Source organism: Actinospineispora acaciae DSM 45401 (assembly GCF_000620785.1).
Classification (GTDB): domain Bacteria; phylum Actinomycetota; class Actinomycetes; order Mycobacteriales; family Pseudonocardiaceae; genus Pseudonocardia; species Pseudonocardia acaciae.
The window spans coordinates 57,675-84,522 of sequence record NZ_JIAI01000010.1 but is presented as its reverse complement, the minus strand read 5'-3'; the positions used below and the strand labels follow the sequence as shown (position 1 = coordinate 84,522).

Annotated in this window: 32 protein-coding genes; 15 read left to right on the top strand and 17 right to left on the bottom strand. The window is 71.3% G+C overall.

The genetic code is table 11. The features are described from left to right. Positions 1-49 precede the first annotated feature (49 nt). The 3 genes from N912_RS0134135 (at position 50) to N912_RS0134125 (ending at position 1,358) form a co-directional block, all read left to right on the top strand. On the top strand, positions 50-388 hold the full coding sequence (locus N912_RS0134135; RefSeq protein WP_169748005.1) for a DUF742 domain-containing protein: 339 nt from the start codon (positions 50-52) through the stop codon (positions 386-388). Beyond that, positions 369-962 carry a GTP-binding protein gene (locus N912_RS0134130; RefSeq protein WP_028925946.1) on the top strand — a complete coding sequence of 198 codons (594 nt, stop codon included), beginning with the start codon at positions 369-371 and terminating at the stop codon, positions 960-962. The genes N912_RS0134135 and N912_RS0134130 overlap by 20 nt, the downstream gene beginning before the upstream one ends. A 90-nt stretch (positions 963-1,052) precedes the next feature. Next, positions 1,053-1,358 carry a hypothetical protein gene (locus N912_RS0134125; RefSeq protein WP_156994225.1) on the top strand — a complete coding sequence of 102 codons (306 nt, stop codon included), beginning with the start codon at positions 1,053-1,055 and terminating at the stop codon, positions 1,356-1,358. A gap of 131 nt (positions 1,359-1,489) precedes the next feature. Here N912_RS0134125 and N912_RS0134120 read toward each other — a convergent pair whose 3' ends face one another. Both N912_RS0134120 and N912_RS0134115 read right to left on the bottom strand, forming a co-directional pair. Then, a complete protein-coding gene (locus tag N912_RS0134120; protein WP_156994224.1) occupies positions 1,490-2,080 on the bottom strand; it encodes a hypothetical protein in 591 nt (196 codons plus the stop codon). 171 nt (positions 2,081-2,251) lie between these two features. After that, the gene (locus N912_RS0134115) at positions 2,252-2,965 is read right to left on the bottom strand and encodes a helix-turn-helix transcriptional regulator (protein WP_028925943.1); all 714 of its coding nucleotides are present in this window, start codon (positions 2,963-2,965) and stop codon (positions 2,252-2,254) included. A gap of 88 nt (positions 2,966-3,053) precedes the next feature. Here N912_RS0134115 and N912_RS0134110 point away from each other — a divergent pair, with 88 nt between their 5' ends. Then, complete coding sequence (locus N912_RS0134110; protein WP_051581195.1) at positions 3,054-3,485, top strand: hypothetical protein; 432 nt, start codon at positions 3,054-3,056, stop codon at positions 3,483-3,485. A gap of 23 nt (positions 3,486-3,508) precedes the next feature. Here the strand turns inward: N912_RS0134110 and N912_RS64705 are convergent, their stop codons facing one another. The 4 genes from N912_RS64705 to N912_RS0134090 are packed head-to-tail and all read right to left on the bottom strand — an operon-like array spanning position 3,509 to position 6,140. Continuing rightward, positions 3,509-3,931 carry a PIN domain-containing protein gene (locus tag N912_RS64705; protein WP_028925941.1) on the bottom strand — a complete coding sequence of 141 codons (423 nt, stop codon included), beginning with the start codon at positions 3,929-3,931 and terminating at the stop codon, positions 3,509-3,511. Then, the gene (locus N912_RS64700; RefSeq protein ID WP_169748004.1) at positions 3,928-4,215 is read right to left on the bottom strand and encodes a DUF6364 family protein; all 288 of its coding nucleotides are present in this window, start codon (positions 4,213-4,215) and stop codon (positions 3,928-3,930) included. Before N912_RS64700 ends, N912_RS64705 begins: the two co-directional genes overlap by 4 nt. Before the next feature lie 39 nt (positions 4,216-4,254). Beyond that, on the bottom strand, positions 4,255-4,506 hold the full coding sequence (locus tag N912_RS0134095) for an acyl-CoA carboxylase epsilon subunit (RefSeq protein WP_028925940.1): 252 nt from the start codon (positions 4,504-4,506) through the stop codon (positions 4,255-4,257). After that, positions 4,506-6,140, bottom strand: a complete 1,635-nt coding sequence (locus N912_RS0134090; RefSeq protein WP_028925939.1) for an acyl-CoA carboxylase subunit beta — start codon at positions 6,138-6,140, stop codon at positions 4,506-4,508. Before N912_RS0134090 ends, N912_RS0134095 begins: the two co-directional genes overlap by 1 nt. A 22-nt stretch (positions 6,141-6,162) precedes the next feature. Between N912_RS0134090 and N912_RS0134085 the strand changes: the two genes are divergently transcribed. Further along, positions 6,163-6,984, top strand: a complete 822-nt coding sequence (locus tag N912_RS0134085; RefSeq protein ID WP_028925938.1) for a biotin--[acetyl-CoA-carboxylase] ligase — start codon at positions 6,163-6,165, stop codon at positions 6,982-6,984. Between the two features lie 4 nt (positions 6,985-6,988). Here the strand turns inward: N912_RS0134085 and N912_RS0134080 are convergent, their stop codons facing one another. After that, the gene (locus N912_RS0134080; RefSeq protein ID WP_156994223.1) at positions 6,989-7,897 is read right to left on the bottom strand and encodes a hypothetical protein; all 909 of its coding nucleotides are present in this window, start codon (positions 7,895-7,897) and stop codon (positions 6,989-6,991) included. A gap of 89 nt (positions 7,898-7,986) precedes the next feature. Between N912_RS0134080 and N912_RS0134075 the strand changes: the two genes are divergently transcribed. Next, positions 7,987-8,472, top strand: a complete 486-nt coding sequence (locus N912_RS0134075) for a PH domain-containing protein (RefSeq protein WP_028925936.1) — start codon at positions 7,987-7,989, stop codon at positions 8,470-8,472. 60 nt (positions 8,473-8,532) lie between these two features. Next, on the top strand, positions 8,533-9,696 hold the full coding sequence (locus tag N912_RS0134070) for an LLM class flavin-dependent oxidoreductase (protein WP_028925935.1): 1,164 nt from the start codon (positions 8,533-8,535) through the stop codon (positions 9,694-9,696). Positions 9,697-9,702: 6 nt separating this feature from the next. On the opposite strand, the gene N912_RS56400 is transcribed toward N912_RS0134070, so the two are convergent. Further along, positions 9,703-12,999, bottom strand: coding sequence for a DEAD/DEAH box helicase (locus N912_RS56400; protein ID WP_245645622.1), 3,297 nt, complete (start codon positions 12,997-12,999; stop codon positions 9,703-9,705). A 173-nt stretch (positions 13,000-13,172) separates the two neighbouring features. After that, positions 13,173-14,891 carry a 2Fe-2S iron-sulfur cluster-binding protein gene (locus N912_RS62635; protein WP_051581193.1) on the bottom strand — a complete coding sequence of 573 codons (1,719 nt, stop codon included), beginning with the start codon at positions 14,889-14,891 and terminating at the stop codon, positions 13,173-13,175. 344 nt (positions 14,892-15,235) lie between these two features. Between N912_RS62635 and N912_RS0134035 the strand changes: the two genes are divergently transcribed. Further along, positions 15,236-15,973 (top strand): hypothetical protein, encoded by a 738-nt coding sequence (locus tag N912_RS0134035; protein WP_028925930.1) that lies wholly within the window; start codon positions 15,236-15,238, stop codon positions 15,971-15,973. 25 nt (positions 15,974-15,998) lie between these two features. On the opposite strand, the gene N912_RS0134030 is transcribed toward N912_RS0134035, so the two are convergent. The 3 genes from N912_RS0134030 to N912_RS0134020 are packed head-to-tail and all read right to left on the bottom strand — an operon-like array spanning position 15,999 to position 17,775. Further along, the gene (locus N912_RS0134030; RefSeq protein ID WP_037068076.1) at positions 15,999-16,457 is read right to left on the bottom strand and encodes a MaoC family dehydratase; all 459 of its coding nucleotides are present in this window, start codon (positions 16,455-16,457) and stop codon (positions 15,999-16,001) included. Next, entirely contained in the window at positions 16,454-17,215 is a 762-nt protein-coding gene (locus N912_RS0134025; protein ID WP_245645642.1) for an inositol monophosphatase family protein, read from the bottom strand. The genes N912_RS0134030 and N912_RS0134025 overlap by 4 nt, the downstream gene beginning before the upstream one ends. A 41-nt stretch (positions 17,216-17,256) precedes the next feature. Further along, complete coding sequence (locus N912_RS0134020; RefSeq protein WP_028925927.1) at positions 17,257-17,775, bottom strand: GtrA family protein; 519 nt, start codon at positions 17,773-17,775, stop codon at positions 17,257-17,259. Positions 17,776-17,862: 87 nt separating this feature from the next. Between N912_RS0134020 and N912_RS0134015 the strand changes: the two genes are divergently transcribed. The 4 genes from N912_RS0134015 to N912_RS0134000 all read left to right on the top strand — a co-directional run bounded on the left by N912_RS0134015 (position 17,863) and on the right by N912_RS0134000 (position 21,923). Then, on the top strand, positions 17,863-19,077 hold the full coding sequence (locus N912_RS0134015) for a 5-(carboxyamino)imidazole ribonucleotide synthase (RefSeq protein ID WP_028925926.1): 1,215 nt from the start codon (positions 17,863-17,865) through the stop codon (positions 19,075-19,077). After that, positions 19,077-19,583: a 5-(carboxyamino)imidazole ribonucleotide mutase gene (gene purE / locus N912_RS0134010; RefSeq protein WP_028925925.1), complete on the top strand. Its 507-nt coding sequence runs from the start codon at positions 19,077-19,079 to the stop codon at positions 19,581-19,583. The genes N912_RS0134015 and purE overlap by 1 nt, the downstream gene beginning before the upstream one ends. Before the next feature lie 75 nt (positions 19,584-19,658). Continuing rightward, positions 19,659-20,321 carry a DUF4190 domain-containing protein gene (locus tag N912_RS60965; protein ID WP_156994222.1) on the top strand — a complete coding sequence of 221 codons (663 nt, stop codon included), beginning with the start codon at positions 19,659-19,661 and terminating at the stop codon, positions 20,319-20,321. Positions 20,322-20,765: 444 nt separating this feature from the next. Further along, the gene (locus tag N912_RS0134000) at positions 20,766-21,923 is read left to right on the top strand and encodes an acyl-CoA dehydrogenase family protein (RefSeq protein ID WP_028925924.1); all 1,158 of its coding nucleotides are present in this window, start codon (positions 20,766-20,768) and stop codon (positions 21,921-21,923) included. A 207-nt stretch (positions 21,924-22,130) separates the two neighbouring features. Here N912_RS0134000 and N912_RS0133995 read toward each other — a convergent pair whose 3' ends face one another. From N912_RS0133995 to N912_RS56390, 3 genes are read right to left on the bottom strand one after another with little or no spacing between them, the layout of a single operon-like run. After that, a complete protein-coding gene (locus N912_RS0133995; protein ID WP_028925923.1) occupies positions 22,131-22,967 on the bottom strand; it encodes a DUF5753 domain-containing protein in 837 nt (278 codons plus the stop codon). A gap of 5 nt (positions 22,968-22,972) precedes the next feature. Next, on the bottom strand, positions 22,973-23,527 hold the full coding sequence (locus N912_RS0133990; RefSeq protein WP_028925922.1) for a DUF6879 family protein: 555 nt from the start codon (positions 23,525-23,527) through the stop codon (positions 22,973-22,975). Continuing rightward, the gene (locus tag N912_RS56390) at positions 23,527-23,739 is read right to left on the bottom strand and encodes a hypothetical protein (protein ID WP_037068073.1); all 213 of its coding nucleotides are present in this window, start codon (positions 23,737-23,739) and stop codon (positions 23,527-23,529) included. Before N912_RS56390 ends, N912_RS0133990 begins: the two co-directional genes overlap by 1 nt. A gap of 112 nt (positions 23,740-23,851) precedes the next feature. On the opposite strand from N912_RS56390, the gene N912_RS0133980 reads away from it, so the two are divergent. Further along, positions 23,852-24,088 (top strand): hypothetical protein, encoded by a 237-nt coding sequence (locus tag N912_RS0133980; RefSeq protein WP_028925921.1) that lies wholly within the window; start codon positions 23,852-23,854, stop codon positions 24,086-24,088. Here N912_RS0133980 and N912_RS0133975 read toward each other — a convergent pair whose 3' ends face one another. After that, complete coding sequence (locus tag N912_RS0133975) at positions 24,089-24,724, bottom strand: hypothetical protein (RefSeq protein ID WP_051581190.1); 636 nt, start codon at positions 24,722-24,724, stop codon at positions 24,089-24,091. Positions 24,725-24,815: 91 nt separating this feature from the next. On the opposite strand from N912_RS0133975, the gene yczE reads away from it, so the two are divergent. Then, entirely contained in the window at positions 24,816-25,490 is a 675-nt protein-coding gene (gene yczE / locus N912_RS63985) for a membrane protein YczE (RefSeq protein WP_051581189.1), read from the top strand. Between the two features lie 83 nt (positions 25,491-25,573). Beyond that, positions 25,574-26,263, top strand: coding sequence for an SDR family NAD(P)-dependent oxidoreductase (locus N912_RS0133965; RefSeq protein WP_028925919.1), 690 nt, complete (start codon positions 25,574-25,576; stop codon positions 26,261-26,263). On the opposite strand, the gene N912_RS56380 is transcribed toward N912_RS0133965, so the two are convergent. Continuing rightward, positions 26,260-26,826 (bottom strand): TetR/AcrR family transcriptional regulator, encoded by a 567-nt coding sequence (locus N912_RS56380; RefSeq protein WP_051581188.1) that lies wholly within the window; start codon positions 26,824-26,826, stop codon positions 26,260-26,262. The genes N912_RS0133965 and N912_RS56380 overlap by 4 nt on opposite strands. Between the last annotated feature and the right edge of the window lie 22 nt (positions 26,827-26,848).

Genomic DNA, 26,848 nt, shown 5'->3' with positions numbered 1-26,848 from the left:
TGGCTGGGGCGGTGGTGGAACAACACAGCCGGACCGCGCCGGTCGCGTGGTGCCGGTCTACGCGCTGACCAGGGGCCGGACCCACACCGAGAGCGGCATGGACATGCCGGTCGAGGCAATGGTGACGGTCAGCGGTCACGGCGCCCGGCTGGCCACCACGCTGGACTTCGAGTACCGCACGATCATCGAGCTGGGTGGCCGGCGGCCGGTCTCGGTGATCGAGATCGGCGCCGCCCTCGGGGTGCCCGTCGGCGTGGCCAGGGTCCTGGTCAGCGACCTGGCCGACGCCGGATACCTGGTGGTACACGCACCACCCCCGACCACCACGGCTGGTGGACCCAGCCGAGCGCTGCTGGAAAGGCTGCTTGATGGACTCCGCACCCTCTGAGCTCACCGCCACCCGCACGGAGGTGTCGGCCCCGATCCCGCTCAAGATCCTGGTCGCCGGCGGATTCGGGGTGGGCAAGACGACGATGGTCGGCGCGCTCTCCGAGATCCCGCCGGTGAGCACCGAGCAGGAGATGACCACGCTGTCCGAGGGCGTCGACGACGTCTCCCAGGTGGCCGAGAAGCGGACCACCACCGTGGCCATGGACTTCGGCCGGATCACCATCGACGAGTCGATGATCCTCTACGTGTTCGGCACCCCCGGCCAGAACCGGTTCTGGTTCATGTGGGACGAGCTGACGGTGGGCGCGGTCGGCGCCGTGGTGCTGATCGACCTGCGCCGGGTGGACGACTGCTTCGCGGCCATCGACTTCTTCGAGAGCCGCCGGGTGCCGTTCGTGGCGGCGATCAACGAGTTCGACGACACCGCCGCGTTCACCGACGCCCACATCCGCGACGCGCTGGTGCTGCCCGCCGACTGCCCGGTGGTACGGCTGGACGCGCGCAACGCGGACTCCTGCCAGGCGGCCCTGATCGCGCTGGTGGAGCACGCGCTGGCGCGCTCCGAACGCTGACGGCGCCGGATCACCACATCGCGCGCCGCCGGGCCGCCAATGTGCCGGTACCACGCGTTCGCCCGGCCCACCCACATCAGCGTCACGGCCGTGCCCACCCACGCCACGCCGACCAGCGCCGTACGGACCTCCCCCGCCGCCACCCACCCGCAGATCGACGTCACCAGGCCGCCGATGACCGTGATGACCACCCGTGCCCAGCCCCGCCCCTGCTGGGCCAGCGCCGCCAGCACCAGCAGGCCCGCGCACAGCACGTGCACGGCCAGCAGGAACAACATGATCACCGCCACGATCTCGGCGCCGAAGCCGGTGCCGAAGCCGTGGGCGGCGACCTCGAACGCGTACCCGGCCACCGGCACCAGGCCGAACACCCCGGCCAGCCCGGCGCCCAGATAGGTCAGCACCAGCCCCGCGACGAGCGTGCCGGGCCGGCGTCGGGTCGTCTCCGGGTCGTTTCCCCAGCTCGCCGGGTAGGACAGCAAACCGGCCGGCACGTCGCCGGGCCAGCCCGGCCAACCCGCCCGCACCTACCCCGCCGGGTGTCGGTGCCGCGCCCTGTACTGGAACCAGGCGGTGGCCCGGCCGGTCCACAGCAGCCCCACCGCCACCGCGATCCACGCCGTGCTCAGCAGCCCTCCCAGCTTGCCCTGCACGACCAGCGAGATCAGGTTGAGCGCCACCGCGATGCCGCCGATCACGGTCAGCGCTATCCGTCCCCCGTTCCTGCCCTTGTTGGCCAGCACGGCGGGCAGGATGACGATCGCGCCGAACACCAGGACGAACAGCGCGACCGCCACGAGCACGAAGGACAAAGCTTCCCTGGGCGCGCCCAGCCCGCTGGCGAACGCCGTCGAGAACTCGCTGTTGGCCGACCCGATCAACAGGACAAGGCCGATCAGGACCATCACACCGCCCCCGATGTAGGTCATGACCAGCCCGGCGATCACCGTCCCCGGCATCCGCACGGGCGTCTCGGGGCCGCTCGCCCAGCCCGCCGGATAGGGCTGCTGCTGCCAGCCGGCCGGACCGCCGGGGGCGCCCTGCCACTGCTGTTGGGGCCAGGCATCGGGAGCCGGCTGACCGGTCCACTCGGGCTGTGGGGGCTGAGGGCTGTTCATGTCGGCTCCTCACTCGAAGGTCGGCCCGCGCGGGCCGTGATCGTCGACCACGACCGAGTGAGGCCCCGTGCGGGTTGGGCGCGCGATCGGACCGTCCCCCGAAATGACCAGCGGTCTTCCCAGTACAGCACAGGGGCACCGGGCGGGGGTGCCCGTTTACGCCAAACGGCCCTATGAGTCCGGGCGGGACCCGTCGAGGAGCTGGACGCAGCAGTGGTCGGGGCGGGGTGCGAGGCGGGCGGTGATGCCGGTGGCGGCGAGGCCCTCCAGTACGCCGTCGATGAGGCGCAGGTTCATGCCGCACACGAGCTCGGTGTGCTGGCGGGCCAGCGTGTCGAACGGGCAGTTGGCCAGGACCACGGTGTCGCCCTCTTCCCGAGGCTCGAATCCGAACTCGCGCAGGGTGGGCAGCACCGCGACGTGCGTGTCGCCGGCCGTGCGGGCGGCTTCGCCGATCTGGATGCCGAGTTGGTGGGCTCGCCGCCCCAGCGTGGTGCCGGGTGGCTGGCCGCTGGCCTCGGCCTCCTGGAGCGCGTCGGCCAGCAGCCGGGCGGCCAGCTCGTAGCGCCGCTCGGGCAGCGAGACCGCGATGTGCCTCGCCGAGCGCCGGTACAGCTTGGACGGGCGGCCGGCGCCCGGGCCGCTGCGTCCGGTGCGTCGCTCGTAGACGACCTCCAGCAATCCCTCGGCCACCAGCTTGTCCAGGTGGAACGCCCCCGTCGCGCGGGGCACGCCCGCCGCCGCCGCGGCCTCGTCCCGGCCGACCGGCGCGGGCTGGCCCACCACGAACTCGTAGAGCCGCCTGCGGGTCGGCTCGCCGAGCGCGGCGATGGCGGACACGTCCCCCTGGACGTGGGAGGGCCGTGTCTCGTCGACGTCACCCATTCTAAAACTCACTTCTGTTGACTAAAGAGGTCGAAGCTTTCTAAGGTTAGCGTGAGTTGCCGTTAGAAGCCGTCAGAAGGAGGAAGTCATGTCCACCGAGCTGTCCCCGTCCGCGCTCGGATCGCTGCGATCCGACCCGGCCCGTCAGGCGTTCGTGCTGCTGCGCACCGTGTTCACGGTGGCGCCGATCCTGTTCGGGCTGGACAAGTTCACCAACCTGCTGGTCGACTGGCCCACCTACCTCGCGGGCTGGGTCGACAACCTGGTGCCGGGCACCGCGCATCAGGCCATGCTCGCCGTCGGCGTGATCGAGATCGTGGCCGGGCTGGTGGTGGCGGTGGCGCCCCGGTTCGGCGGCCTGCTCGTCGCCGCCTGGCTGGCCGGCATCATCGTCAACCTGCTGACCGGCCCCGGCTTCTACGACATCGCGCTGCGCGACTTCGGCCTGCTGGTCGCCGCGCTGGCACTGGCCCGGTTGGCTGCGCGGTACGCCCCCGCCCGGCGCGGGCATGCGGCCTGATCCGGCAGGCGCGCCGATCGCCCCTACGAACCGGGCCGGAACGGGTTGCGCACCGTCAGCTCGCCGAACCGCCTGCCGTGCTGGAGGTCCTCGGTCAGCAGCGTCGCCGCGCCGGCCAGCATGGCCGCTTCGACGATCATCGCGTCCCAGAAGCTGACGCTGTCGTGCTCGTGCAGGATGCTCGCGGACACGATCAGCTGCGGCGTGGTCTCCACCACCGCCCACTCCGCGTAGTCGGCGACGATCGTGCGCGCCGTACTTGGGCTCAGCTTGGGGTCCAGCTTGGTCGTTGCGACGTTGTAGAACTCCTGGAGTACCTGCGTGCTGAGCGCACCTTCGCCGCTCTGCCAGAGCTCGGTGAGCAGTGTGTCAGCGGTGGCTGACTTGACTCGTTCTCTCGGGTCGTGAGCGTAGATCAGTACGTTGGTGTCGACGAAGACGGTCACGAGCCGTAGCGACCGAGTCGCTCGTCGTATAGCTCGTTCCTGGACCAACGGCGCTCGGTGTTGTCGGTGCCGGCAAGGCGGGCGCGCTCGGCGCGGGTCTGCTCCAGGATGCGCAGCGCGGACTCCCGAGCCCGCTGGTAGCGCTCGTCGGCCTCGGTCAGCTTCACGATCTGTTCGGCGACCAGGCCGCTGATCGAGGTACCCCGGCGCGCCGCCAGCACCTTGGCGCGGTGGATCAGCTGTTCGTCGAGCTGCACCGTCACGTTCCGCTTCGCGGCATCCACGGCCACAGTCTACTACGTGGAGCACGCAAGATACTGTGGTCAACGGGGTAAGGTGGAGGCCCTCCAGGCGCCTGGCCCGGGGTGCAGTGGCGGGCGCAGGGCGGCCGCTCGGTCCACCCAGACGCTGCGGCCCCGGGCGTCCTCGGCGGCGGGCGCGGGCGGGGTGGAGGCGGCGGCCGCTAGTACGGCGGTCAGGGCGGCCAGTTCGGCGTCGTCCGGGTCGCCGCGCACCACTCGGAACAGCGCGCGCCGCTGCTCGGGCGTCTGCTCGTCCGGCGTCTGCTCGGCCATCAGAGCGGGATGTTTCCGTGCTTGCGGGCCGGGGCGGCCTCCCGCTTGGTGGCCAGGGTGCGCAGCGCGCGGCCCACGTGCCCCCGGGTGTGCGAGGGCGGGATGACCGCGTCGATGTAGCCGCGGTCGGCGGCGATGTACGGGTTGCAGAGCGTGTCCTCGTACTCGGTCTGCAGCTCCGCGCGCTTGGCCGCGAGCTCGTCGCCCTCCAGCGGGCGCAGCTCCTTGCGGTACAGGATGCTCACCGCGCCCTGCGCCCCGGTGACGGCGATCTGCGCGGTGGGCCAGGCGATGTTCAGGTCCGCGCCCAGGTGCTTGGAGCCCATCACGTCGTACGCCCCGCCGTAGGCCTTGCGGGTGATCACGGTGACCTTGGGCACGGTGGCCTCGGCGTAGGCGTAGATCAGCTTGGCGCCGCGGCGGATGATGCCGTTCCACTCCTGGTCGGTGCCGGGCAGGAAGCCGGGCACGTCCACGAAGGTCAGGATCGGGATGTTGAACGCGTCGCAGGTCCGCACGAACCGCGCGGCCTTCTCGGATGCGTCGATGTCCAGGCAGCCGGCGTACTGGGTGGGCTGGTTGGCCACCACGCCGACGCTCTGGCCCTCCACCCGGCCGAAGCCGACCACGATGTTCGGCGCGAACAGGGCGTGGACCTCGAGGAACTCACCGTCGTCCACCACCCGCGTGATCACTTCGTGGATGTCGTACGGCTGGTTCGGGGAGTCCGGGATGAGGGTGTCCAGCTCCAGGTCGGTGTCGGACAGCGAGTCGGCGATGGACCCCTCGACCGGCTCGGACGGGGCGAACCGGGGCGGCTCGGAGAGGTTGTTGGACGGCAGGAAGCTGAGCAGCTCCTTGACGTAGGACAGCGCGTCCGTCTCGTCCTCGGCCAGGTAGTGCGCCACCCCGGACTTGGTGTTGTGCGCCCGCCCGCCGCCCAGCTCCTCGAAGTCGACCTCCTCGCCGGTCACCGTCTTGATGATGTCCGGGCCGGTGATGAACATGTTGGACGTCTGGTCCACCATCACGGTGAAGTCCGTGATCGCCGGCGAGTACACAGCGCCGCCCGCGCACGCGCCCATGACCAGCGAGATCTGCGGGATCACCCCGGACGAGCGGACGTTGCGCATGAAGATCTCGCCGTAGAGCCCGAGCGCGACCACACCCTCCTGGATCCGCGCCCCGCCGCCGTCGTTGATGCCGATCACCGGGCAGCCGATCTTGGCGGCCAGGTCCATCACCTTGACGATCTTCTCGCCGTAGACCTCGCCCAGCGAGCCGCCGAACACCGTCGCGTCCTGGCTGAACACCGCGACCGGCCGCCCGTCGACGGTGCCCGAGCCGGTCACCACGCCGTCGCCGAGCGGGCGGTTGGCGTCCATCCCGAAGTTGGTCGAGCGGTGCCGGGTCAGGGCGTCCAGCTCGACGAACGAGCCGGGGTCGAGCAGCTGGTCGATCCGCTCGCGCGCGGTCTGGCGGCCCTTGGCGTGCTGGCGCTCGATGGCCTTCTCGGTGCCGGCGTGGATGGCGGCGTCGTGGCGGCGGTACAGGTCGGCCAGCTTGCCGGCGGTGGTGTGGATGTCCGGCTCCTCGGCGGGCGGCTCGCCGATCGGCTGCGTCGCTGTACTCATAGGTGCGTACCTTAGTGACGCCATGGACGAACACGCCGACTCAGCACTCGACGTCACAGCACTGCGGACCGAACTGGCCGGCGTCGTCGCCAAACTGGACGTGGTGGAACGCACCGGGTCCACCAACGCCGACCTGCTCGCCGCCGCCCGCTCCGGGGCCGCGGACCGGACGGTGCTGGTCGCCGAGCTGCAGGAGGCCGGCCGAGGCCGGTTGGACCGCCGCTGGACCTCACCGTCCCACGCCGGGCTGACGTTCAGCGTGCTGCTGCGCCCGATCGGGGTGCCGCCGTCGCGGTGGGGCTGGCTGCCGCTGCTGGCCGGGGTGTCGCTGGTGCACACCATCCGCTCGCTCACCACCGTCGACGCCGCGCTCAAGTGGCCCAACGACCTGCTGCTCGGCCCGCCGCACGACCGCCGCAAGGCGGCCGGCCTGCTCGCCGAGGTGGCCAACGGAGGCGACGACCCCTCCGTGGTGCTGGGCATCGGCCTGAACGTCCGTACCCGAGCCGACCAGCTCCCCGACACCGCCACCTCGCTGGCCGCGCAGGGCGCCGACGTCCCCCGCGCCGAGCTGCTGACCGCCCTGCTGCGGCGGTTGCTCGCCGACGAGGCGGCGTGGCGGGAGGCCGGCGGCGACCCGGACGCGAGCGGGCTGCGCGCGGCCTACCGGGCGGCCTGCGCGACCCTCGGCGCCAGGGTCCGCATCGAGCTGCCGGGCGCCGAGCGGACGCTGTTGGCCGTCGCGGAGGACGTCGACGAGGACGGGCGGCTGGTGGTCCGCGAGCCGAACGGCGTCACCCGTGCCGTCGCGTCCGGAGACGTGGTGCACCTTCGCGCGGTGTGAGGCCCTACGGGCGGGCGAGCTCGTCGGCGAGCGTCTGGACGCTGGTGAACCGGTCATCGTGACCGCGCAGCTCGGCGTAGGTGACCACGGTGATCGCGGTGCTCAGGACGAAGTACGGGAAGATGAACGCCGCCACCATCACCACGCTGGTCACGGACCATGCGATCGTGCCGGCAACGCCGGGGCTGATGGACGAGACCAGCCCGCCCAGGAGGGCCACCGGAATGATGGCCACGTACGGGATCATCTGGGTGACCAGCCAGCCGAGCAGCAGCCTGCCGAGGGTCGCCCAGAACCGTCCGCTGATCAGGTCGAAGCATCGGGTGGCGTCGGTGCGCTCGATGACCACCACGCAGGCGAGCGAGGCGTTGAACACGGTCATGAGATAGATGCCGGGGATGACCAGCAGAAAGAACCCGAGGATCGCGACCACGCCGGTCAGCAGGGTCCAACCGGCCAGCGGCAGCACCCGTCGCAGGCCCACCCGCAGCGCGTCGGCGATCGTGGCGTGCCGGCCGGCGGCGTCCGTCACCGCGAGGTGGATCGAGGCGCCCTGCCCCACCATGGCCGCCAACACCGCCACCAGGATGCAGAGCATCATGATCACAGAACCGACGGTGTCGACGGTGTAGGCGGTGGTGGACCCCGGGGCGGTGTCAGGGTGGAAGGCGCCGGCGGCGGACGAGGCCGCGATACCGGTCCCGACCACCAGACCCATGATCCCGCCGGCAATCAACGTGATCAGCGAGAGCCGCCAGAAGCTGCGCCGGACGACCCCGAACAACCTGTTGAACCAACCGCCGAAGTCGGTGGCGATCAGCGGGTCGGCGGGCACCGGGGACCAGCCGGGCGGCGGGTAGCTCGGGTACGGCGGAAAGCCGGCCGGCGGCGGACCCACTGGCGGGTTCGACATGGCCGAACGTTAGCCGGCCGACACCGTCGAAGAAGAACGTTTTGCGGTCCTACCGCACCGAACCCCGGCGCCGGACTACCGTAGCGGGCGTGGCCTATCCGGACGAGCTGCTGGTCACCGGCGAAGAGGTGCTCGCCCATCGGCATCCGCACCCCAAGATGCTGGTCATGCCGGGGTTGGTTTTCCTGGTCACCGTGGGCGCGGCGGCCTACCTCGCCGCCGTGGTCAGCCACCAACCGTGGCGGAGCTTCGGCTGGTGGGGGATCGCGCTGGCGGCCGCCGCGGTGATCGGCTGGTTCTCGGTGGCGCCGCTGCTGCGCTGGGCGTGCACCCACTTCGTGCTCACCGACCGCCGGGTCCTGGTCCGCGAGGGCGTGCTCACCAGGACCGGCTTCGAGATCCCGATGCACCGGATCACCAGCGTGCACTTCCGCCAGACCATGTTCGAGCGGATGCTCGGCTGCGGCACCCTGAGCGTCGAATCCGCCTCCGACGAGCCGCTGGACTTCACCGACGTGCCCGGCGTCGAGGAGATGTACGGCCTGCTCTACGAGGCCGCCGACGGAACCCGCTAGCCCGAAGCAACCTGCCCGCAACGGTGTCGGCCGTCACATTCGACCCGTACGTTGAGGCGCATGAGCAGACTGCGCTTCGGCATCTTCCTGGCACCGTTCCACCCGGCGGGAGAGAACCCGACGCTGGCCCTGCAGCGGGACCTGCGCCTGATCGAGCACCTGGACTACCTCGGCTACGACGAGGCCTGGATCGGCGAGCACCACTCGGCGGGCAGCGAGATCATCGCCTCGCCCGAGGTGTTCATCGCGGCGGCCGCCGAGCGCACCCGGACCATCCGGCTGGGCACCGGGGTGATCTCGCTGGCGTACCACAACCCGCTGTGGGTGGCCGAGCGGATGGTGCTGCTCGACCACCTGACCAAGGGCCGCGCCATGCTGGGCGTCGGGCCGGGCTCGCTGCCCACGGACTCGGCGATGATCGGGCTCGACCCGACCCAGACCAGGGAGCTGCTGGAGACGAACCTGGACGTGGTGATGCGGCTGCTGCGCACCGACGAGCCGGTCACCGTCGACACGGCCACCCACTCGCTGCGCGAGGCCCGGCTGCACCTGCGGCCGTACTCCGACTTCGACGTCACGGTGGCCGCCGTGGCCTCGCCCACCGGGCCCCGGCTGGCCGGCCGGCACGGCGTCGGGCTGCTCTCCGTCGGCGCCACGCTGACCGCCGACGGGTTCGACGCGCTGGCCCACCACTGGAACGTGATGGAGGAGCGGGCGGCGACCTTCGGCACGAGCGTGGACCGCGCGACGTGGCGGCTGGTCGGGCCGATGCACATCGCGGAGACCCGCGAGCAGGCCTACCGCGACGTCGAGTTCGGCATCGAGCAGTGGTTCCGCTACTTCCAGCGGGTGGCGGCGTTCCCGCAGATGGCCGTCGAGGGCGGCGACGTCCGGCAGATGATCGACTTCGTGAACTCCGCCGGCATCGGCGCGATCGGCACCCCGGACGACGCCAAGGCCCAGGTGCAACGGCTGGTCGACCAGTCCAACGGCTTCGGCTCGTACCTGCTGATGGCGCACGAGTGGGCCAACCCGGAGGCCACGCACCGCTCCTACGAGCTGATCGCCCAGCACGTCATGCCCGAGTTCCAGGGCCAGGCCTGGTCCACCCTGGCCGCCAAGCAGCGCGCCGTGGACACCCGCTCCGGCCACGTCGAACAACAGCACCGGGCGGTGGCCCACATGACGGAGAAGTACGAGAAGGAGCTCGCCGACAAGGACTGAGGCAGGTCAGGAGCCGTCGAGCGTGGCGGCAAGGACGTCGAAGTAGCGCAGGTGCCGCCAGCTCTGCTTGTTGCCGATGACATAGAGCCGTCGCTTGGCCCGGGACACCGCGACGTTGAGCAGGTTCGGTGACCGGGCCGCCCAACGCCGTGCGCCGTCCTTGGACGGTGCGGTCCCGAGTACGATGATCACGACGTCGGCCTCCTGCCCCTGCACCGTGTGGATGGTGCCGACCCGTTCGGCTCGGGCCTTACCGACGCGGTCCTTCGCCCTGCCCACCACCTCCCGGAACGGGCTGACGACGCGAATGTCGTGGCAGCCTTCCATGGCCAGCTCGTCGAGTAGGTCCGCGAGCGCGTCACCCTCCGCCGGCACCCAGTTGCCGGACGCATCGCCCCGCACGTCCAGCCAGCGGTTGCGGCCCGGGTACCCGGGCCGAGGGACCGTGCCGTAGATCATGAGGTCGCCGCCGTAGGCGATCGCGTTGGAGATGTCGAACATCGGCCGGTCGCAGCGGCGGTGCACGCGCAGGGGCGTGCCGATCCACACGGGATCGCCCCCGTCCACATCGGGGAGGTTCGTGCCGAACCGGGCGTGCCGGTCGGCGACCAGTTGCACCGACGTGTTGTCCGGCAGCCAGCGCTCGCCCACGCCGTCGATCCGGCGCAGCGTGTGCTGGGCCGAGGAGGGCAGCGTCACGACCGGTTCGAGCTGCTGTGGATCACCGACGATCACGGTGCGCCTGGCCCGCCATATGCCGCCGGCCGCCTGCTGCGGTGTGGCCTGGCCGGCCTCGTCGATGAGTAGCCAGCCCAGCGCCTCCCTCGGCACATCGGCGAACAGCCGGGGCAGCGATGCGAACGTCGTGGAGACCAACGGAACCACCAGGAACAACGACCGCAAGGCGGCCAGCCGCACCGGCGGCGGCACCGGCAGGTTGTTTCCGATCACCCGGACCGCGACCGCCAGGTTGTGCTGCAACGCGACCCCGGCTCCGAGCGCGAAGGCCTTGTGCAGCCGCAGGGCCGCCAGGAACAGGCGGTTGCGCGCCTCGGTGAGCTCCCGGTCGGCCCACGGGGCGCAACGCTGCATCTGCTCGTCGGACAGGTTCGTGCTCAGCGGCACCGTATGGGGCCACCGACGCCTGGCCGCCTCGATGTGCCGGTGTGCGTCCGCGAGCCGCCGGGCGGCGACGTCCCTGTCGTTGCGCAGGCGAGCGAACTCGGCGTCCGCCCGGGCCAGCCGCTCGTGCAGGTCCGTGAGCCGCCCGTCGACCTGGTTCCAGTGACGTTTGCGCTCCGCGCGCTGCTCGCCCAGCTCGGCGTGCTCGCTGTGCCATTCCCGGCCGGCCCGCAACCCGGTCGACAGCGATACCCAGAACCCGGGTTTGTGCAGCCTGTGGTTCTGGTACTCGTCGTCGACGGCCTGGTAAGCGCTCGCGGCGGCGGCGAGCTTCTCCACGAACCGGTTCGACTCGGCCGCGAGTTCGTGGCGGGCCCGCTCGACCTCGCGGAGCCGTGCGTCCGAGTCGTCGATGTGACGTTGGCACGCCGGCACCTCGGCGATCGCGTCGGCCACCTGTTGACGCTCGGCGGCGAGCCGCTGGACCTCCGCGGACGCCCGCTGGAAACCCGCCACGGCGCCGTCCCAGTCCGGGACCGTCTCGGGGGCGGTGCGGGCCTGTTTCAGGAGGTCGAGCATGCCGGGGAGGTCGGCGTTCTTGAGCCCCCACCAGAACCCCTGCGCAAACTTTCCGCGCAAGGACCGCTTCCCCAGTTGGGCCGCGACGAGGCCCCAGGCCGGTTCACCGAGCAGGTGGGACGCCAGCGCGGTGAAGTAGTCGACGGATATCGCCGCGTCCAGCACCTCGTCCGGTCGAGGCGCGATGGCGGCCGTGCCGGGGATCTCCTTGGTGACGTTGGCGGCCGCATCGTTGCCCTGGGTGGCCAGCACGATCTCGAACCCGGTGAGGGCCGGGTCCAGCGAGCGTATCGGCGCCCGGTAGTTCTTCGACAGCTGGACGCTGCCCAGTTCGGCGGCGAACGCGTCCGCCGGATCGCGCAGCTCGGCGAGTCGGGCGGCTCGGTCGACCACGACCGCGGCGAGCACGTCTCGCAGCATCGTGGTCTTGCCGGTCCCTGGCGGGCCGTTGACCGCGAAGATCCCGGGCGCGTCGCCGAGCTCGGCCATGATCTGGTTCACCGCGAACTGCTGGCTGAGCACCAGTGGTTTGTCCGGGTCGGTCGGCCAGCGGCCCGCGGGGATCAGCTTGGGCTCGACCCCGGCGATCACCTGACCGCCGTCCAGCCGGACGTCGACCCGCTGTTCGGGTGGGGCGTCGGGGGAGTCGGCCAGGTAGCGGCGCAGGCCCGTGCCGATGTCCCCGTCACGGACCGCGGCCTGCAGCCGAGCCAGATCCTCCGCTATCTGGCTGTTCAGGAAGTCGTGGTCGCTCGGGTTGTCGGTGTCTCGCACCAGCCGGCAGTGCACCCGGACACCCGACGGTCGGAGGGCCTGCGTGACGCCCAGGTGCTCGGCCAGATCCTCGACGAACTCGTGCAGGTCGGCGGCGGTCATCATGCGCGGCGCCCGGAGCGCCTGCTCGGCGGCGGGCTCGGCATCCCGGTCGGGCGGCTGGTCTTTCTCCCCCTCCGGTGGGGTGAGCAGCTTCTCGGCGAACTTCCCGGCCACCGCGCCGGCGATGCCGCCCAGCACGGGCCCCGCCACCGAGCCCACCGCCACCGCGGTCGCCGCCGTGACGGCCTGCCCGGTCGCCTTGGCCCCTTCCTTCACGGCATCGCGTGCCGCGCCCACGGCGTGCTGACCGATCTCGGCCAGCATCGTGGACCCCTGCCCCTGCTTGTCCTGGTCCGAAGGCTCCGGCGGAGCCAACCGGTTGAGAGCGAGCGAGAAGCCCCGCTGTTCGTCTTCGAACCCGTCCAGCCAGCGCGGGTCGCCAGGCCCCGGCGACACCGTGCGGCCGACCGCCCAGGCACACGACGCCAGGGCGGCGGAGTCTTCGACAAGCCGGCCGTCGCCGTCCAGCGTGAACGCGAACAGCGCGGTGGTACCGCCCTGCCGGCCGTCCGGTTCCTGTGTGTCGCCGCCGCAGACGGAGGCCAGGGTCTCCCGTACGGCGTCGAGCTTGTACAGGCCGCCGTACACCGTGAACCGCCACGTCCGACCGCGATCCAGCCGCCGCTCGGCGATCGGATGGCCAGGCTGCCACGGGGCGAGGTGGTTGGCGGGCACCTCGAGCGTGACCTGCTTGGCGTCCGGGGTCAGGGTGTCGGTCTTCCGCACCGTTTGCGGACTGAACATCTCGACGGCACGCCAGAAGGCCACCAGCCGTGACGCACGCTCATCAACCCGATTCACGGCGTAGCCCCTCGTGTCTGGTCCTCCGGCGCGACGGTCAACGTACGGGACCGGTGGTGGTGCCGAGGCCTGTTTCGGGGATTGGAGCGACTTTCGGGCTAGAGGTCGAGGGTGAGGCGGTCGCCCTGGGCTCGGGACACGCAGAGCAGGATCTCGCCGGCCGCGCGTTCGGCGTCGGTGAGGACGTTGTCGCGGTGGTCGGGGACGCCGTCGAGCACGGTGGCCCGGCAGCGCCCGCAGCGGCCCAGCTCGCATCCGCCGGTGAGCGAGGGCACCAGGTGCGCCACGGCGCCCAGGATCGTCTGGTCGCCCGAGACGCGCACGGCGGTTCCGGTGCGGCGCAGCTCGACGTCGAACTCGGCGCCGTCGGCCTGGCCGGGCGGGGAGAAGCGCTCGGCATGCAGCGTGAGGTCGGGGCGCGCGGCGACCAGCTCGGTCATCGAGCTGATCATTCGCTCGGGGCCGCAGCAGTAGACGGCGGTGCCCGGTTGGAGGCCGTCGACGATCGTGCGCAGGTCCGGGCGGCCGGTCTCCTCGGAGGCCACGATCTCGACGTGGCCGGGCGCGATCGCCATCACCTCGTCGATCAGCGCCATGCCCGCCCGGGACCGGCCGATGTAGATCAACCGCCACGGCTGCTGCCCCCGGGCCAGCGAGCGCGCCATCGGCAGCAGCCCGGTGATGCCGATGCCGCCGGCCAGCAGCAGGTAGGCGCTGGCCGGTTCCAGGGCGAACGCGTTGTCCGGCGGCGCCACCATGAGCCTGGTGCCGATGCGCAGTCCGTCGTGCATCTCGCGGGAGCCGCCCCGGCCGGCGTCGTTGCGCAGCACCGCGATGCGGTAGCGGTCGCGTTCGGTCGGGTCGCCGTAGAGCGAGTAGTGCCGCAGCCGCCCGGACGGGAGCAGCACCTCGATGTGTGCCCCCGGCTCCCACTCCGGCAGCGGGGAGCCGTCCGGCGACCTCAGGATCAGCGACACCACGCCGTTCGCCTCCCAGGTGATCTGGTAGATCAGCAGCGACAGCGGGTGGGTGAGCGAGGGGTCGGTGTTGATGTGGGCCACGGCGTCGGGCCCGGCCTCGGCCGGGACGGTGGTTGTGGCGGTAGCCGGAACGGTGGCCTGGCGGCCGTTCCGGGCGTGCAGCCGCCACGCGATCACGCACGGCGCGAGCCCGACGGCGGCGGCCCGGATGTTGTCCAGCGCGGACGTCCCGGTGGGCTCGGCGAGCACCGTGTGCGCGCAGGCCAGGCCGAACAGCGGAACGGTGAGCACGTGCGTGCGTCGCCACACCCGCCACGGCAGTATCCCGCGTACCGCCGAGGCGATCACGATGGCGATCAGCAGCCAGAACGCGAGCACGCCGCACGCCTGGGCGAGCGGCCCGGCCGCCCTGGTGAACGGCACCACCACCTGCAGCGCGCCGATGCCGAGGTCGGGCACCAGCGAGACGAAGCCGACGTGCACGGCGGTGAACGACACCGCGAGCACCGCGACGAAGACGTGCACCCTGGTGACCGTCGCGCGATCGCCCATCCCGCCCGACACGGTGGACAGAATCAGCCCGCCGGTCGCGGCCAGGGCCAGCAGCAGCAACGCCGCCAGGCCGCCCAGCCGCTCGATCAACCGCAGCGCCACCAGCCCGGGCCGGGGTTCGTCGATCAGGGCGAGGTCGGGCAGCACCAACATGGCCAGCACGACCGCGACGACCACTCCCGTCGACGCGTTGCGCGTCCGGGGCCACCACGGCGGGCGCGGCGGTCCGAGCAGCGGGATCGGCGGCCACCGCGCGGACTCGGCGACGAGCAGGCGTGCGTTCACCTGCCTGACCCGGGTCGGACGCGCGAGCCGGCTGTTCGGCCACTGTCTTGGATGCATGGGGGTGGGGGGCGGCCACCGCGACAGGGCGTCGTCTACGTGGCCAGTTCTTGGTTACCTCGGGGAGCGCACGGACTGGGGAGAGGGGGGAGCCACGGCGGCAGGACACTACCAGCACCACCCCGCCGGGCCACCGGTGGTCGCTTCCCGTGGGGTGATTCGTTGTAACACGTGAGGTTGAGACATACAGGTGATTCGCGCGGCGCAGCTTGGCCGGGGCGGACGACACTGCCAAGATCCGTCGCGTGACCGCGCCAAGGCCTCCGCTAGCGGGCCAGACGAACGCAATGCCCGCATGGGCTCGTACCACCATCTACACGCTCGGCGGGATAGCGGCGTTCTGCATCCTGCTGAGTTCGTGCTGGTCGCTGGCATCGCTGGCGGTACAGGCGGGGCTGGGGTGGCCGCAGTTGCTGCTGTTGCCGGTTGCGATGGGCCTGGGCGCGATCGTGGCCGGGGTGCTGTGGGTGGCCGGGCAGGGCCAGATGCGCGACACCGGCAAGTGGGCGACGATAGCGCTGGTGTTCGCGTTCGCGGTGTTCAACGCGGCGGACAACCTCGCGCGCCACGACGTGCTCACCGGCGGCCAGCTGATGGTGATCTCGGTGGTGATCGCGGTGGTGTTCCCGGTGACGGCCGGGCTGCTCGGGCACATCGCGCGGCTGGCCCGGTCGGTGCCCACCCGCTACTCGTTCGCGGCGTCGTCCGCCGCGTCCGCCGCGTCGAAGAAGGACAAGGACGGCATCCTCACGCGCGTCAAGCAGCGGGTGGCCCGCAAGCGCGACGACGCCGACAAGCGGCCGACGGTGCCGGTACCCACGTCGGTGGGCACCTCGGCGGGGACGTCCTCATCGACCTCGACGTCAGTGGGATCGTCGTTGTTCGGCGACTCGCAGTCGCGGTCGACGTCCTCCTCCTGGTGGCCCCGGCAGGACAGGACCGAGGACGTCTCGCTCGACCGCGATCGCAACGGCGACCAGACGACGCTGCCCTACCAGGCCACCCCGGACCAGCGGGAGAACTGACCCCGTTCGACGTCCCGGTCGGGAGTCAGGACCCGACGCGGATCAGGGCGGTGAACCGGAACCGGAACACGCAGTCCTCGCCCCGGTGCATGGTGGCCAGCACGTCCACCAGCCCGAGCCACGGCTTGCTCCGCGATACCCGCGACCCGAGGATCTCGGCGCGCGCCGCCAGCACGTCGCCGGGGAACACCGGCGCCGGCCAGGTGCACTCGCCGCCGCCGGGGGAGCCCAGCGAGTCCGTCCGGCTGAGCACCCCGTCCACCCAGGCCCGCATCCACAGCGACGCGGTGAACCAGCCGGACGCGCACAGCCCGCCGAGCACCGGGTTGTCCTTGGCGGCCACCGGGTCGACGTGGAACGGCTGCGGGTCGAACCGCCGGGCGAACGCGAGCATCTCCTCGCGGTCGATGGTGACGTCGCCGAGCTCGAACACCCGCCCCTCGACGAAGTCGCCGAACGCCAGTCGGGTCTCGGAACGGGTCACGACTCGGTACCTCCCAGGATCGCCAGCGCGGCGTCGTGCAACGAACCGTTCGAGGACAGCCCGCTGCCGCCGTCGAACCGGTCCCGCCCTTCCAGGTCGGTGAACCGCCCGCCGGCCTCGGTCACGATCAGCTGTATCGGCGCCAGGTCCCAGGCGTTCGCCTCGCCGTCGATGCCGATGTCGATGGCGCCCTCGGCGACCAGCATGTGCTGCCAGAAGTCGCCGTACGCGCGCACCATCCAGCAGCGGGAGGCCAGCTCCAGGTACCTGTCCAGCTCGCCGCGCTCGTCCCAGGTGCTCAGCTCGGTGGTGGACAGGCTCGCGTCCGCCAGCTCGCCCACCCCGGACACCGTCAGGCGCCGGGCCTCGCCGCCGCCGTGGCGCGCGTACGCCCCGCCGCCCGCGCTCGCCCACCAGCGCCGGCCCAGCGCGGGCGCGCTGACCACGCCCACCACCGGCGCTCCGGCGTCGGTCAGCGCGATCAGGGTGGCCCACACCGGGACCCCCCGCGAGTAGTTCTTGGTGCCGTCGATCGGGTCCAGGATCCAGCCCCTGCCGGACCCGCCGGATCCACCCGACCCGCCGCGCTCCTCGCCGAGCACCACGTCCCCGGACCGCCGCTCGGCGAGCACCGCCCGCAGCGCGTCCTCGGTCGCGGTGTCCGCGTCGGTGACCGGGGTCCGGTCCGGCTTGCGGCTCACCCGCAGGTCGGCGGCCTGGAACCGGGCCAGCGTGATGGCGTCGGCGGCGTCCGCCATGCCCAGCGCGAGCGACAGGTCGTCGTCCCAGTCGGTCGTGCTCAGCGCTCCACCACCGGGATCGGCCGGGTGCGCGCGTCCTGGTGCGGGAACACGAACCGCCGGAACGCCCACCACCGGAAGATCATGCCGACCAGCACGCCGATGATCTGGCCGCTGACGAAGTCGGCGATGTGCTCGGACAGCAGCGACACCGTGGGCACCTTGAGGTCGAGCACGTAGCGGGAGATGAACAGCGGCGCGGAGTAGACGCCTACGCCGATCCCGCTGATCAGCATGTACAGGAACGCCTCGTGGTGGCGCTCGCGGCCGCCCCGGGTGCGGAACGACCACTCCCGGTTCAGCGCGTACGAGGCAATGGTCGCCACCACCACGGAGATCACTTTCGCGGTGACCGGCTTGTGTTCGAGCACCGTGCCCTTCAGCGCCAGGAACACCGACGTGTCGATCACCCAGGTGGTGCCGCCGACGAGGGCGAACTTGACGAGCTCACGGTGCCGGATCGCCACATCGCGGTACGGCTGCGGGATCCAGCCCAGTACCGTTTCGACCACCGTCACACCGGCAGTCTAAGAGACGGTCCCCCGAGCGTGTCCGGCCTATCGGCGCAATCGGTCCGCTCACGGCCCATATATCCTTCTCCGCCCGTGGACCCACGAACCAGCACGCCGGTCGTCGGCATGGTTGGCGCCGGCCAGCTGGCCCGGATGACCCACCAGGCCGCGATAGCGCTCGGCCAGTCGCTGCGGGTGCTCGCCCGCGACCGCGACGAGCCGGCCGCGCTGGTCTGCCCGGACGTGGTGCTCGGCGACCCGGACGACCCGGCCGCGCTCGCCGAGTTCGTCAAGGGCTGCGACGCGGTGACCTACGACCACGAGAACGTGCCGAACGAGCACCTCGCCGCGCTGGCCGACTCCGGCGTGCCGCTGCGGCCCTCGCCGAAGGCCCTGGTGCACGCCCAGGACAAGCTGGTCATGCGCGAGCGGCTGTCCGCGCTGGGGGTGCCGTGCCCGCCGTTCCGGGCGGTCACCGCGCCGGACCAGGTGACCGCTTTCGGGGCCGAGCACGGCTGGCCGGTGGTGCTCAAGGCGCGCCGGGGCGGCTACGACGGCCGGGGCATCTGGATGCTGGACGACCCGCTGCACGCCGCGCCGCTGCTGTCCGAGTCGCTCGGCGGTGTTGATCAAAGGGGCACGCCGCTGCTGGTCGAGCAGCGGGTGCGGATGCGCCGCGAGCTGGCCGCGCTGGTGGCCCGCTCGCCGTTCGGGCAGGGCGCGGCGTGGCCGGTGGTGCACACCGTGCAGGACAACGGCATCTGCGTGGAGGTGATCGCGCCGGCCCCCGGGCTGTCCGCCGAGCGGGCCGAGGCGGCGCAGCGGCTGGCGCTGCGGATCGCCGACGAGCTGGACGTGGTGGGCTTGCTCGCGGTGGAGCTGTTCGAGCTGGACGGGCCGGGCACGGACGGCACCGGCCTGGTGGTCAACGAGCTGGCCATGCGCCCGCACAACTCCGGGCACTGGACCATCGAGGGCTCCCGGACCTCGCAGTTCGAGCAGCACCTGCGCGCGGTGCTGGACTACCCGCTCGGCGCCACCGAGCCGACGGCGCCGGTCACCGTGATGGCGAACGTGCTGGGCGGGTCGCCCTTGCCGCAGATGAGCCTGGACGAGCGACTGCACCACCTGCTCGCCCGTTTCCCCGACGCCAAGGTGCACCTGTACGGCAAGGCGGAGCGCCCCGGCCGCAAGATCGGACACGTCACCGTGCTCGGCGACACCCTGGACGAGGTCCGCCGGCGCGCCACACTAGCCGCCCGGTACCTGTCCGAGGCACGCTGGCGCGACGGCTGGGAGGGGCAGTGATGGTGGACGACGAGCCGATCGTCGGCGTGATCATGGGTAGCGACTCGGACTGGCCGGTGATGTCGGCCGCCGCCGAGGCGCTCACCGAGTTCGAGGTGCCGCACGAGGTGTCGGTGGTCTCCGCGCACCGCACCCCGCGCCGGATGCTCGACTACGCCGCCGGCGCCGCCGACCGCGGCCTACGGGTGATCATCGCCGGCGCCGGGGGCGCAGCCCACCTGCCCGGCATGGTGGCCTCCGCGACGCCGCTGCCGGTGATCGGCGTGCCCGTACCGCTGGCCAAGCTGGACGGCCTGGACTCGCTGCTGTCCATCGTGCAGATGCCCGCCGGCGTGCCGGTGGCCTGCGTCTCCGTCGGCGGCGCGCGCAACGCCGGCCTACTGGCCGTCCGCATCCTCGCCGCCGCCGACCCGTCGCTGCGAGACCGCATGTCCGCCTACCAGTCCGACCTGGAACAGCTCGTCCTCGCCAAGGACGCGGCACTTCGCGCCTCGCTCGAGGATTAGCGCCGACACGAGGTAACGCCGATGTCGTGGGGAGCGACTACCAATCTGCCTCGACTGGAGACAGGACTCCCCAAAATGATCAATAGCGACCCCGGTCAGCGCTATTTCCAGCAATATCCTGGAAACTATCCACCGCCGTACGCTCCGCCCTCGCCGCCCAAGCCCAAGAACGGTTTCGGGATCACGGCATTAGTAGTTGGGCTGATCGGACTATTGACCTGTCCGGTTCCGGTGTTCGGCTGCCTGTGCGGGATAGTCGCTGTCGTGTTCGGCCTGCTGGGCCTTGGTCGCGTGTGGCGGGGCGAAGCCGGCAACAAGGGTGTGGCCTGGTCAGGCACGGTGATCGCCGGCCTGGCCGTCGTGGCGAGCGTCGGGATCTTCGCGGGCGGTATGGCCTCGACGGGAACGTCCGCCGCCGGCGGTGCCGCGCCGGTTTCGACCCCTGCCGTCGCTCCGAACACGCAGCCGACGCTGGCCCCTCCAGCACCTCCGCCGGGGGTCGGTGACGGTACATACGCGGTTGGTATGGACCTTAAACCGGGCACTTACCGGACCGCCGGGCCGGCTCCCAACCCGATCTTCAAGAACTGTTACTGGGCTCGCCTGCGTGACACCTCGGGCGAGTTCAAGGCCATCATCGCCAATGGCAACTCCCAGGGTCCGGTCACCATCACGGTCCAGCCATCGGACGGTGCCTTTCACACGCAGGGATGCCAGCCGTGGGTGAAGATCAAGTGAGCTCCCGCCTCAGGCCGGGCCGAGGGGGTGGCGGAAACCTCGTTGCCGTCCCTGGCGCCCTGGCCGTAAGTTGGCGGTACACGGGAAAGGAGGTGGTCCAGCGTTGAATAGCTACAGGACTCGTGAGGTGGCTGTCCGCTAGCACCGAGAATCCTTGACGGTCGTGGAAACCGGCTCGGTGCCGGTAATCCGAGACAGTCACCCGACCCCCGGGCTCCAAGCCGTTGTCCAGCTTGGCCACGCCGCGCGCGTGGAACACGGCCCGGGGGTCGTCTCGTTTCTGGTAGACCGCCCGCGAGTCGGGGCTCCTGGCACACCGAGTCGGGCGTCTCAGCACAGCGAGTCGCGGTTGCCGGCACACCCGGTCCCGGCGCGGGCCGCGCTCCGGGTCTCGTTGATATCGGCCCCTGTCGGGCGGGGTTACTTGGCAGTAGCATCGGGTTCGTGAACCCTGACTTCGAGGTGTACCGGCTCGCCGAGGAACACGAGGAGCTGCGCGCGGCCGTCCGGGCGCTGTCCGAGAAGGAGATCGCGCCGCACGCCGCCGAGGTCGACGAGGCGGCCAGGTTCCCGACCGAGGCGCGCGAGGCGCTGACCGCCGCCGGGTTCCACGCCGTGCACATCCCGGAGCGGTTCGGCGGCGGCGGGGCGGACGCGGTGGCCGGCTGCATCGTGATCGAGGAGGTGGCCAGGGTCTGCGCCAGCTCCTCGCTGATCCCCGGGGTGAACAAGCTGGGCACCATGCCGGTGCTGCTGGCTGGCTCGGAGGAGCTGTGCAAGCTGGTCATGCCGTCCATCGCCGACGGCGAGGCGATGATCTCCTACGCGCTGTCCGAGCGGGAGTCGGGCTCGGACGCGGTGGCGATGAAGACCAGGGCGCGCCTGGACGGCGATCGCTGGGTGCTCAACGGCGGCAAGGCGTGGATCACCAACGCCGGCGTCTCGCGGTGGTACACGGTGTTCGCGGTGACCGACCCGGAGAAGGGCGCGAACGGGGTGTCGGCGTTCGTGGTGCACGCCGACGACCCGGGGTTCGAGGTGGGCCCGAAGGAGCGCAAGCTCGGCATCAAGGGCTCGCCGACCTGTGAGATCTACTTCACCGACTGCTCCATCCCGGCCGAGCGGATCATCGGCGAGCCGGGCACCGGGTTCAAGACGGCGATGCGCACGTTCGACCACACCCGCCCCACCATCGGCGCCCAGGCCGTCGGCATCGCCCAGGGCGCGCTGGACGCCTCGCTGGCGTACGTGAAGGAACGCCGGCAGTTCGGCCGCGCGGTGTCGGACTTCCAGGGCGTGCAGTTCATGCTCGCCGACATGGCGATGAAGGTCGAGGCGGCGCGGCAGATGGTCTACGTGGCGGCGGCCAAGGTGGAGCGCGGCGAGAAGGACATGACGTTCTTCGCCAGCGCCGCCAAGTGCTACGCCTCGGACGTGGCCATGGAGGTCACCACCGACGCCGTGCAGCTGTTCGGCGGCGCCGGCTACACCAGGGACTTCCCGGTCGAGCGGATGATGCGCGACGCCAAGATCACGCAGATCTACGAGGGCACGAACCAGATCCAGCGCGTGGTGATGGCCCGCCAGCTGCTCAAGCGGTGATCACTGCGGCGTCCTGGCAAGCCTGCGTGCCGCGCGAAGCATCGTGCCTGGTCAGAACCCGTGAGTGGATAGCGGTGTCATAGCAACCCTATCCACTCACGGGTTCTGACCAGCGGAAACGGCGGCTAGGGGCACAGCGGTGCTCGGGGTCGGAGCCGTACGCGATGGTCTCCTGCTCGCGAACCCGGTGCGCCGAGCGGTGATCGTTCAGGGCAGCGCGCGGTATTCGGCGGCGATGCGGTGTGCGAGCGTGGCGGCGTCCGCGCCGAACAACGCCAGCCGTTCCAGCTCGGTGAACAGGTCCTCGTAGACGGCCAGGTCGTACTCCTCGGTCATGATCGCGTGCGCGGTCTTGGTGCCGACGGTGACGGCGCGACGGTCGTAAAGGTGGAAGCCGTGCAGCACGCCCATGGGCGCCGGCGTGGTCCACGGTATGAGTCCGACGCGAACGTGCTCGGCCCGAGTCGTCCACCGTGCGATGTGGTCGAGCTGCTCGGCCATCAGCGCGGCTGAACCCAGTTGCCAGCGCAGCGCGCCCTCGGACTGGATGAAGGTGAACCGGTGATCGGGGTCGTCGAGTATGCGCTGCCGATCAAGCCGAGCCGCGACGGCGCGCTCGGCTTCTGTTGCATCGACGTCACCGCGAGCGAAGATCACTCGGATGTAGGCCTCGGTCTGCAACAGGCCGTGGACCATGGTCGGGTGAAACGCGCGGATATGCCTCGACTCGGCTTCGATCTGACCGATGCGCTGCTGGTAGGAGGCCGCGCCTCGGCTCAGGATGACCCTGGCCGGCACCACTTCGGACTTCAGCTCGTCGGCCAGCTCGCGGACCCGGCGCCGGTCCGCCTCAGAAGCGCCGTAGGCGGTGGCCAGCGCGGCGGCTTCGTCAGCGGTCGGCCGGTAGAGCCCGCGCTCCACACGCGACACGGAGTGCTGACCGAGGCCGGCCCGTCGACCGGCCTCGGTCTGGGTCAGGCGCGCCGCCGCGCGCAGTGCCCGCAATGTCCGGGCGAGCTCATCCCGGCCACCGCCGTTCGCCATACGGTTCAGGATGCCCGGTTGGCCCGGTGTTCCTCCGGCCGGGCCGCCCACCAGGGCTCGAACGGCTCCGCCGCCGCCCACGCGATGTCCCGGGCCTCCCGGTACTTCGGTAGCACCTCGTCACCCAAGACCTCAGCGCCGACGAAGTGGCCTTCATCGTCGTAGTGCATGCGTACCACCTGCTCGTCGTCGAGCAGATAGAAGTCGTGGCGGAGAAGGCCTTCCGGCCAGGGTTTCTTGCCGAGATCGAGGATGCGAATGTCCTCGCCGGCCTTCACGTTGTACGCATAACCCCATTCGCAGGCGAACCGAGTGCGGTCGATCAGCGGCGTCGGCACCGCCCAGACCTTGTATCGGTACAGGCCCCGGGCCTGTTCGTCCCGCAACTTGTCGAGCCACCGTCCCTTGCGGTCCATGTCCGGTTCCGGCTCGCCGGCCAGGTAGCGTTCCAGGTCGTTTCCGGTGGTCGGCACGTTGTAGACCTCGAGTGCGTCGAATCGGAACTGTGTCTTCCTGGTGTGGGCTTGCAGGTACTCCTGGAGTTCTGGAATGTTCAGCATCAGTCACCGTCCGGGAAGAACAAGCGCCTGGGCACCTCGGACAGGACTTCGCCGGGCGGCACATCGAACGCCGCCAGGAGTTCTGGGTCGGTCACTTTCCGGCCCTGTACGTAGATCGGGTCTGACTGGCCGCGAATCGCCTTCACTGCGGGACACACTTCCTCTTCCGTGCAGTCGCCACGCAGCGTGATGATCTCGAACTTCCTGGCCATCGGGTCTCCCCCCGGTTTGAAGTGGCCGGTTCAGTGTGCCCGGCCCCGAGCTGTCTAGTCAAAAGCAACATGTCTGTGCTAGACATCTACTAACTGCATGAGAGGAGTCGCGATGCGCGAGCGGGGGCTGCCGCTGCCGGTGGTCTACGGGGTCTGGGAGGTGCCGCGCCGGATCACGGATGACCGCGTGATCGACTCGGTGTGGATGGTGGAGGCGGACGCGGAGGACCGGGCGTTCATCCGCAGCGTCCGCGCGCATCGGACGGTGTACGTCGTGTCCTGGGACATCCAGGCGTTCGGGACCGGGCGGCTACTGCACGAGTTCGTCGACGGCAAGCGCGCTCGGTGATCAGCCCGCGGCCGGGACCCGGGGGCGGGTCAGGGCGAAGGCCACCAGCAGGCCGCCGACGCCGACGAGCACGCCGTGCGCGATCCGCAGCGACGGTGGGCCGAAGAACTGCGGGAGCAGCAGCACCAGGCCGGCGGCCAGCGGGACCGCGACCCAGCGCGTGGTGAGCCCGGAGCGGGACAGCGCCAGGAACGCCGCGACCCCGGCGGCCGCCAGCGCGAGCAGGCCGGCGAGGAACAGGGTGGCCGCCGCGGGCTGGTAGCGCACCGTGTCGAACAGCGGGAGCAGGGCGGGGGTTCCGTCGGCCAGGGCACGCCCGGCGATGGCGTGCAGTCCGTACACCTCGGCGCCGTAGTACGGCAGCACCAGGCCGGCGCCCACCCAGCCGAGCACGCAGGCCACCGTGGCCGCGCCGGCGCCGGGACGGTCGCGCGCCAGGTCGCGCAGGAACAGCAGCCCCAGCCCGAGCAGGATGAAGCTCACGATCGCCAGCAGGTGCGCCACCAGCCACGCCGAGGAGCCGACCGCCTGTGCGCCGGCCATGGTCGTCTCGTCCGAGTACGGCCGGATGGCCGGGTACCCGGCGAACAACACACCGGCCAGGCCGAGGCACGCGGCACAGCTCCGTGATCGCATGCCGGACAGTTGACCGCGGCGGCACCCGAAAGGCCACTGTTTTCGAATTGGCTCTCGATAGAGCGGCGGGCGTCGGCGAGTGTGGTGTCCCGTGGCCTCCCGCACCGTGAACCTGAACCTGTCCCCGGTCTCGCTCCGGCGCCGGCCGGTGACCAGGCTGGCGCAGCTTTTCGCCGGCCTGGTGCTCTACGGGCTGAGCATGGCGCTCATGATCCGCAGCCAGCTCGGGCTGGACCCGTGGGACGTGCTGCACCAGGGGCTGGCGGAGCGCAGCGGGCTGACCTTCGGCACGATCACGGCGATCACCGGGGTCGCCGTGCTGCTGGCCTGGATCCCGCTGCGGCAGCGTCCGGGCGTCGGGACGGTGGCCAACGTGGTGGTCATCGCGGTGGCGGTGGACGTCGCGCTGGCGCTGATCCCGGACGCGACGAGCATGTGGTGGCGGATCCCGCTGATGGTGTTCGGCGTCGGGCTCAACGGGCTGGCCACCGCGTGCTACGTGGGCGCCCGGCTCGGCCCCGGCCCGCGCGACGGGCTGATGACCGGGCTGCACGCGCGCCTGGGCTGGTCGGTGCGGGTGTCCCGGACGTTGATCGAGGTGACGGTGCTGGCCAGCGGTTGGCTGCTGGGCGGCACGGTCGGGGTGGGGACCGTGCTCTACGCGCTGGCCATCGGCCCGCTGGCGCAGTTCTTCCTGCCGTTCGTGGTGTTCCGGGACCGGGCGGCCGAAGCCACCGCCCCGGCCCCATGCCCGGCCGAGGACTAGAGCGCCTCGCTCGGGTTGTCGGTGACCTGGGCTAGCGTCGTCGCGCGCCGGACCGACGAGCGAGGCGAGCGGAGGGGGCGGCGATGGCGGGCGAGGTGGCGGTGGTCACCGGGGCGGACCGCGGCATCGGCAGGGCCTGCGCGCTGGCGTTCGCGGCGCGGGAGATGCCGGTGATCTGCGTGGGCCGGTGGCGAGAGCCCTTGGTCGAGACGGCGGAGATGGTCGGCGAGCGGGCCACGGCGGTGGTGGCCCACCTCGGGTCCGAGCGCGGGCCGGACAAAGTGCGCTTGGCGGCGGCCCTCGGGGGTCAGGTCCGCGCGCTGGTGCACGCGGCGGCGGTGCAGAGCGTCGGCTCGCTCGAAGAGATCGACAGGATGGAGTTCGACGAGCTGCTCGACATCAACCTGGGCGGCCCGCTGTTCCTGACCCAGGCGCTGCTGTCGCACTTCGCCGACGGGGCCGGCGTGGTGTTCGTGGGCAGCCTGGCCGCCGTGCGGGGCCGGCCCGGGTGCGCCGCCTACGCGGCGAGCAAGGCGGCGCTGCACGGGCTGACGGTGAACCTGGCCGCCGAGCTGGCGCCCCGGGTGCGGGTGAACTGCGTCGATCCCGGTGTCGTGGAGGGGGAGGAACTGGACCTGGAGCGGGAGGCGCGCCCCGGCGGGCGGCTCGCGCAACCCGAGGACGTGGCCGCCTCGATCGTGCACCTGGCGCTGGACGCCAGCCACTGCACGGGCGTCATCATGCCGGTGGACGGCGGCTACACGGCCCGCTAGCGACGGCCCAGCCACTCGGCGAACACGGCCATCGCACCGTCGGTCCGCTCGGCGTCGGCGGTGAGCAGCCGGTCCAGCAGCAGCCCGCGCGCCGCGGCGATCAGCAGCGTGGTGGTCGCCGGGTCCAGCCGGTCCTCGTCCGGCCGGCGGAGCGCCACGGCCAGGCCGTCGAGCCAGTCGGTCACCATGTCCGTGCCGCCGTTCTCGTAGGCCTCCGGGCGGTGGATCGCGTCCACGTACACCTCGAAGAACAGCCGCAGGTAAGGCGCGCGCTCGTCCGCCGCGAGCCAGTCCCACAGGTCGGTGAGCAGCTCGGACGGTGAGCCGCCGGACGTGGCGAGGTGCTCGGTGAGCAGCGCGGACTCGCGCCGGCGCACCTCGGCCAGTATCTCGGCGACCAGCCGTTCCTTGCTGCCGAAGTCGTAGAGCAGCATCCGGGTGCTGGTGTCCAGCGCGGCGGCCAGCGGGCGCAGGCTCAGCCCGGCCAGGCCGTGCTCGAGCACGTAGTCGGTGGCCCTGGCCAGCGTCCTGGCGCGCCTGGCCGGGTCGGGGGGTCGGGCCACTGCCATTCCTCTCGACAGGACA

Bases quoted from the DNA above. Each gene is read 5' to 3' on its own strand.
- N912_RS60965 (WP_156994222.1), top strand. From the start codon at position 19,659: ATGATCAATAGCGACCCCGGTCAGCGCTATTTCCAGCAATATCCTGGA.
- N912_RS0134025 (WP_245645642.1), bottom strand. From the start codon at position 17,215: ATGGCGGACGCCGCCGACGCCATCACGCTGGCCCGGTTCCAGGCCGCC.
- N912_RS0134130 (WP_028925946.1), top strand. From the start codon at position 369: ATGGACTCCGCACCCTCTGAGCTCACCGCCACCCGCACGGAGGTGTCG.
- purE (WP_028925925.1), top strand. From the start codon at position 19,077: ATGGTGGACGACGAGCCGATCGTCGGCGTGATCATGGGTAGCGACTCG.
- N912_RS0134120 (WP_156994224.1), bottom strand. From the start codon at position 2,080: ATGAACAGCCCTCAGCCCCCACAGCCCGAGTGGACCGGTCAGCCGGCT.
- N912_RS0134035 (WP_028925930.1), top strand. From the start codon at position 15,236: ATGCCCGCATGGGCTCGTACCACCATCTACACGCTCGGCGGGATAGCG.
- N912_RS0133975 (WP_051581190.1), bottom strand. From the start codon at position 24,724: ATGCGATCACGGAGCTGTGCCGCGTGCCTCGGCCTGGCCGGTGTGTTG.
- N912_RS0133990 (WP_028925922.1), bottom strand. From the start codon at position 23,527: ATGCTGAACATTCCAGAACTCCAGGAGTACCTGCAAGCCCACACCAGG.
- N912_RS0134110 (WP_051581195.1), top strand. From the start codon at position 3,054: ATGTCCACCGAGCTGTCCCCGTCCGCGCTCGGATCGCTGCGATCCGAC.
- N912_RS0134085 (WP_028925938.1), top strand. From the start codon at position 6,163: ATGGACGAACACGCCGACTCAGCACTCGACGTCACAGCACTGCGGACC.
- N912_RS0133965 (WP_028925919.1), top strand. From the start codon at position 25,574: ATGGCGGGCGAGGTGGCGGTGGTCACCGGGGCGGACCGCGGCATCGGC.
- N912_RS0133980 (WP_028925921.1), top strand. From the start codon at position 23,852: ATGCGCGAGCGGGGGCTGCCGCTGCCGGTGGTCTACGGGGTCTGGGAG.
- N912_RS0134115 (WP_028925943.1), bottom strand. From the start codon at position 2,965: ATGGGTGACGTCGACGAGACACGGCCCTCCCACGTCCAGGGGGACGTG.
- N912_RS56390 (WP_037068073.1), bottom strand. From the start codon at position 23,739: ATGGCCAGGAAGTTCGAGATCATCACGCTGCGTGGCGACTGCACGGAA.
- N912_RS0134070 (WP_028925935.1), top strand. From the start codon at position 8,533: ATGAGCAGACTGCGCTTCGGCATCTTCCTGGCACCGTTCCACCCGGCG.
- N912_RS0134090 (WP_028925939.1), bottom strand. From the start codon at position 6,140: ATGAGTACAGCGACGCAGCCGATCGGCGAGCCGCCCGCCGAGGAGCCG.
- N912_RS0133995 (WP_028925923.1), bottom strand. From the start codon at position 22,967: ATGGCGAACGGCGGTGGCCGGGATGAGCTCGCCCGGACATTGCGGGCA.
- N912_RS0134095 (WP_028925940.1), bottom strand. From the start codon at position 4,506: ATGGCCGAGCAGACGCCGGACGAGCAGACGCCCGAGCAGCGGCGCGCG.
- N912_RS0134080 (WP_156994223.1), bottom strand. From the start codon at position 7,897: ATGTCGAACCCGCCAGTGGGTCCGCCGCCGGCCGGCTTTCCGCCGTAC.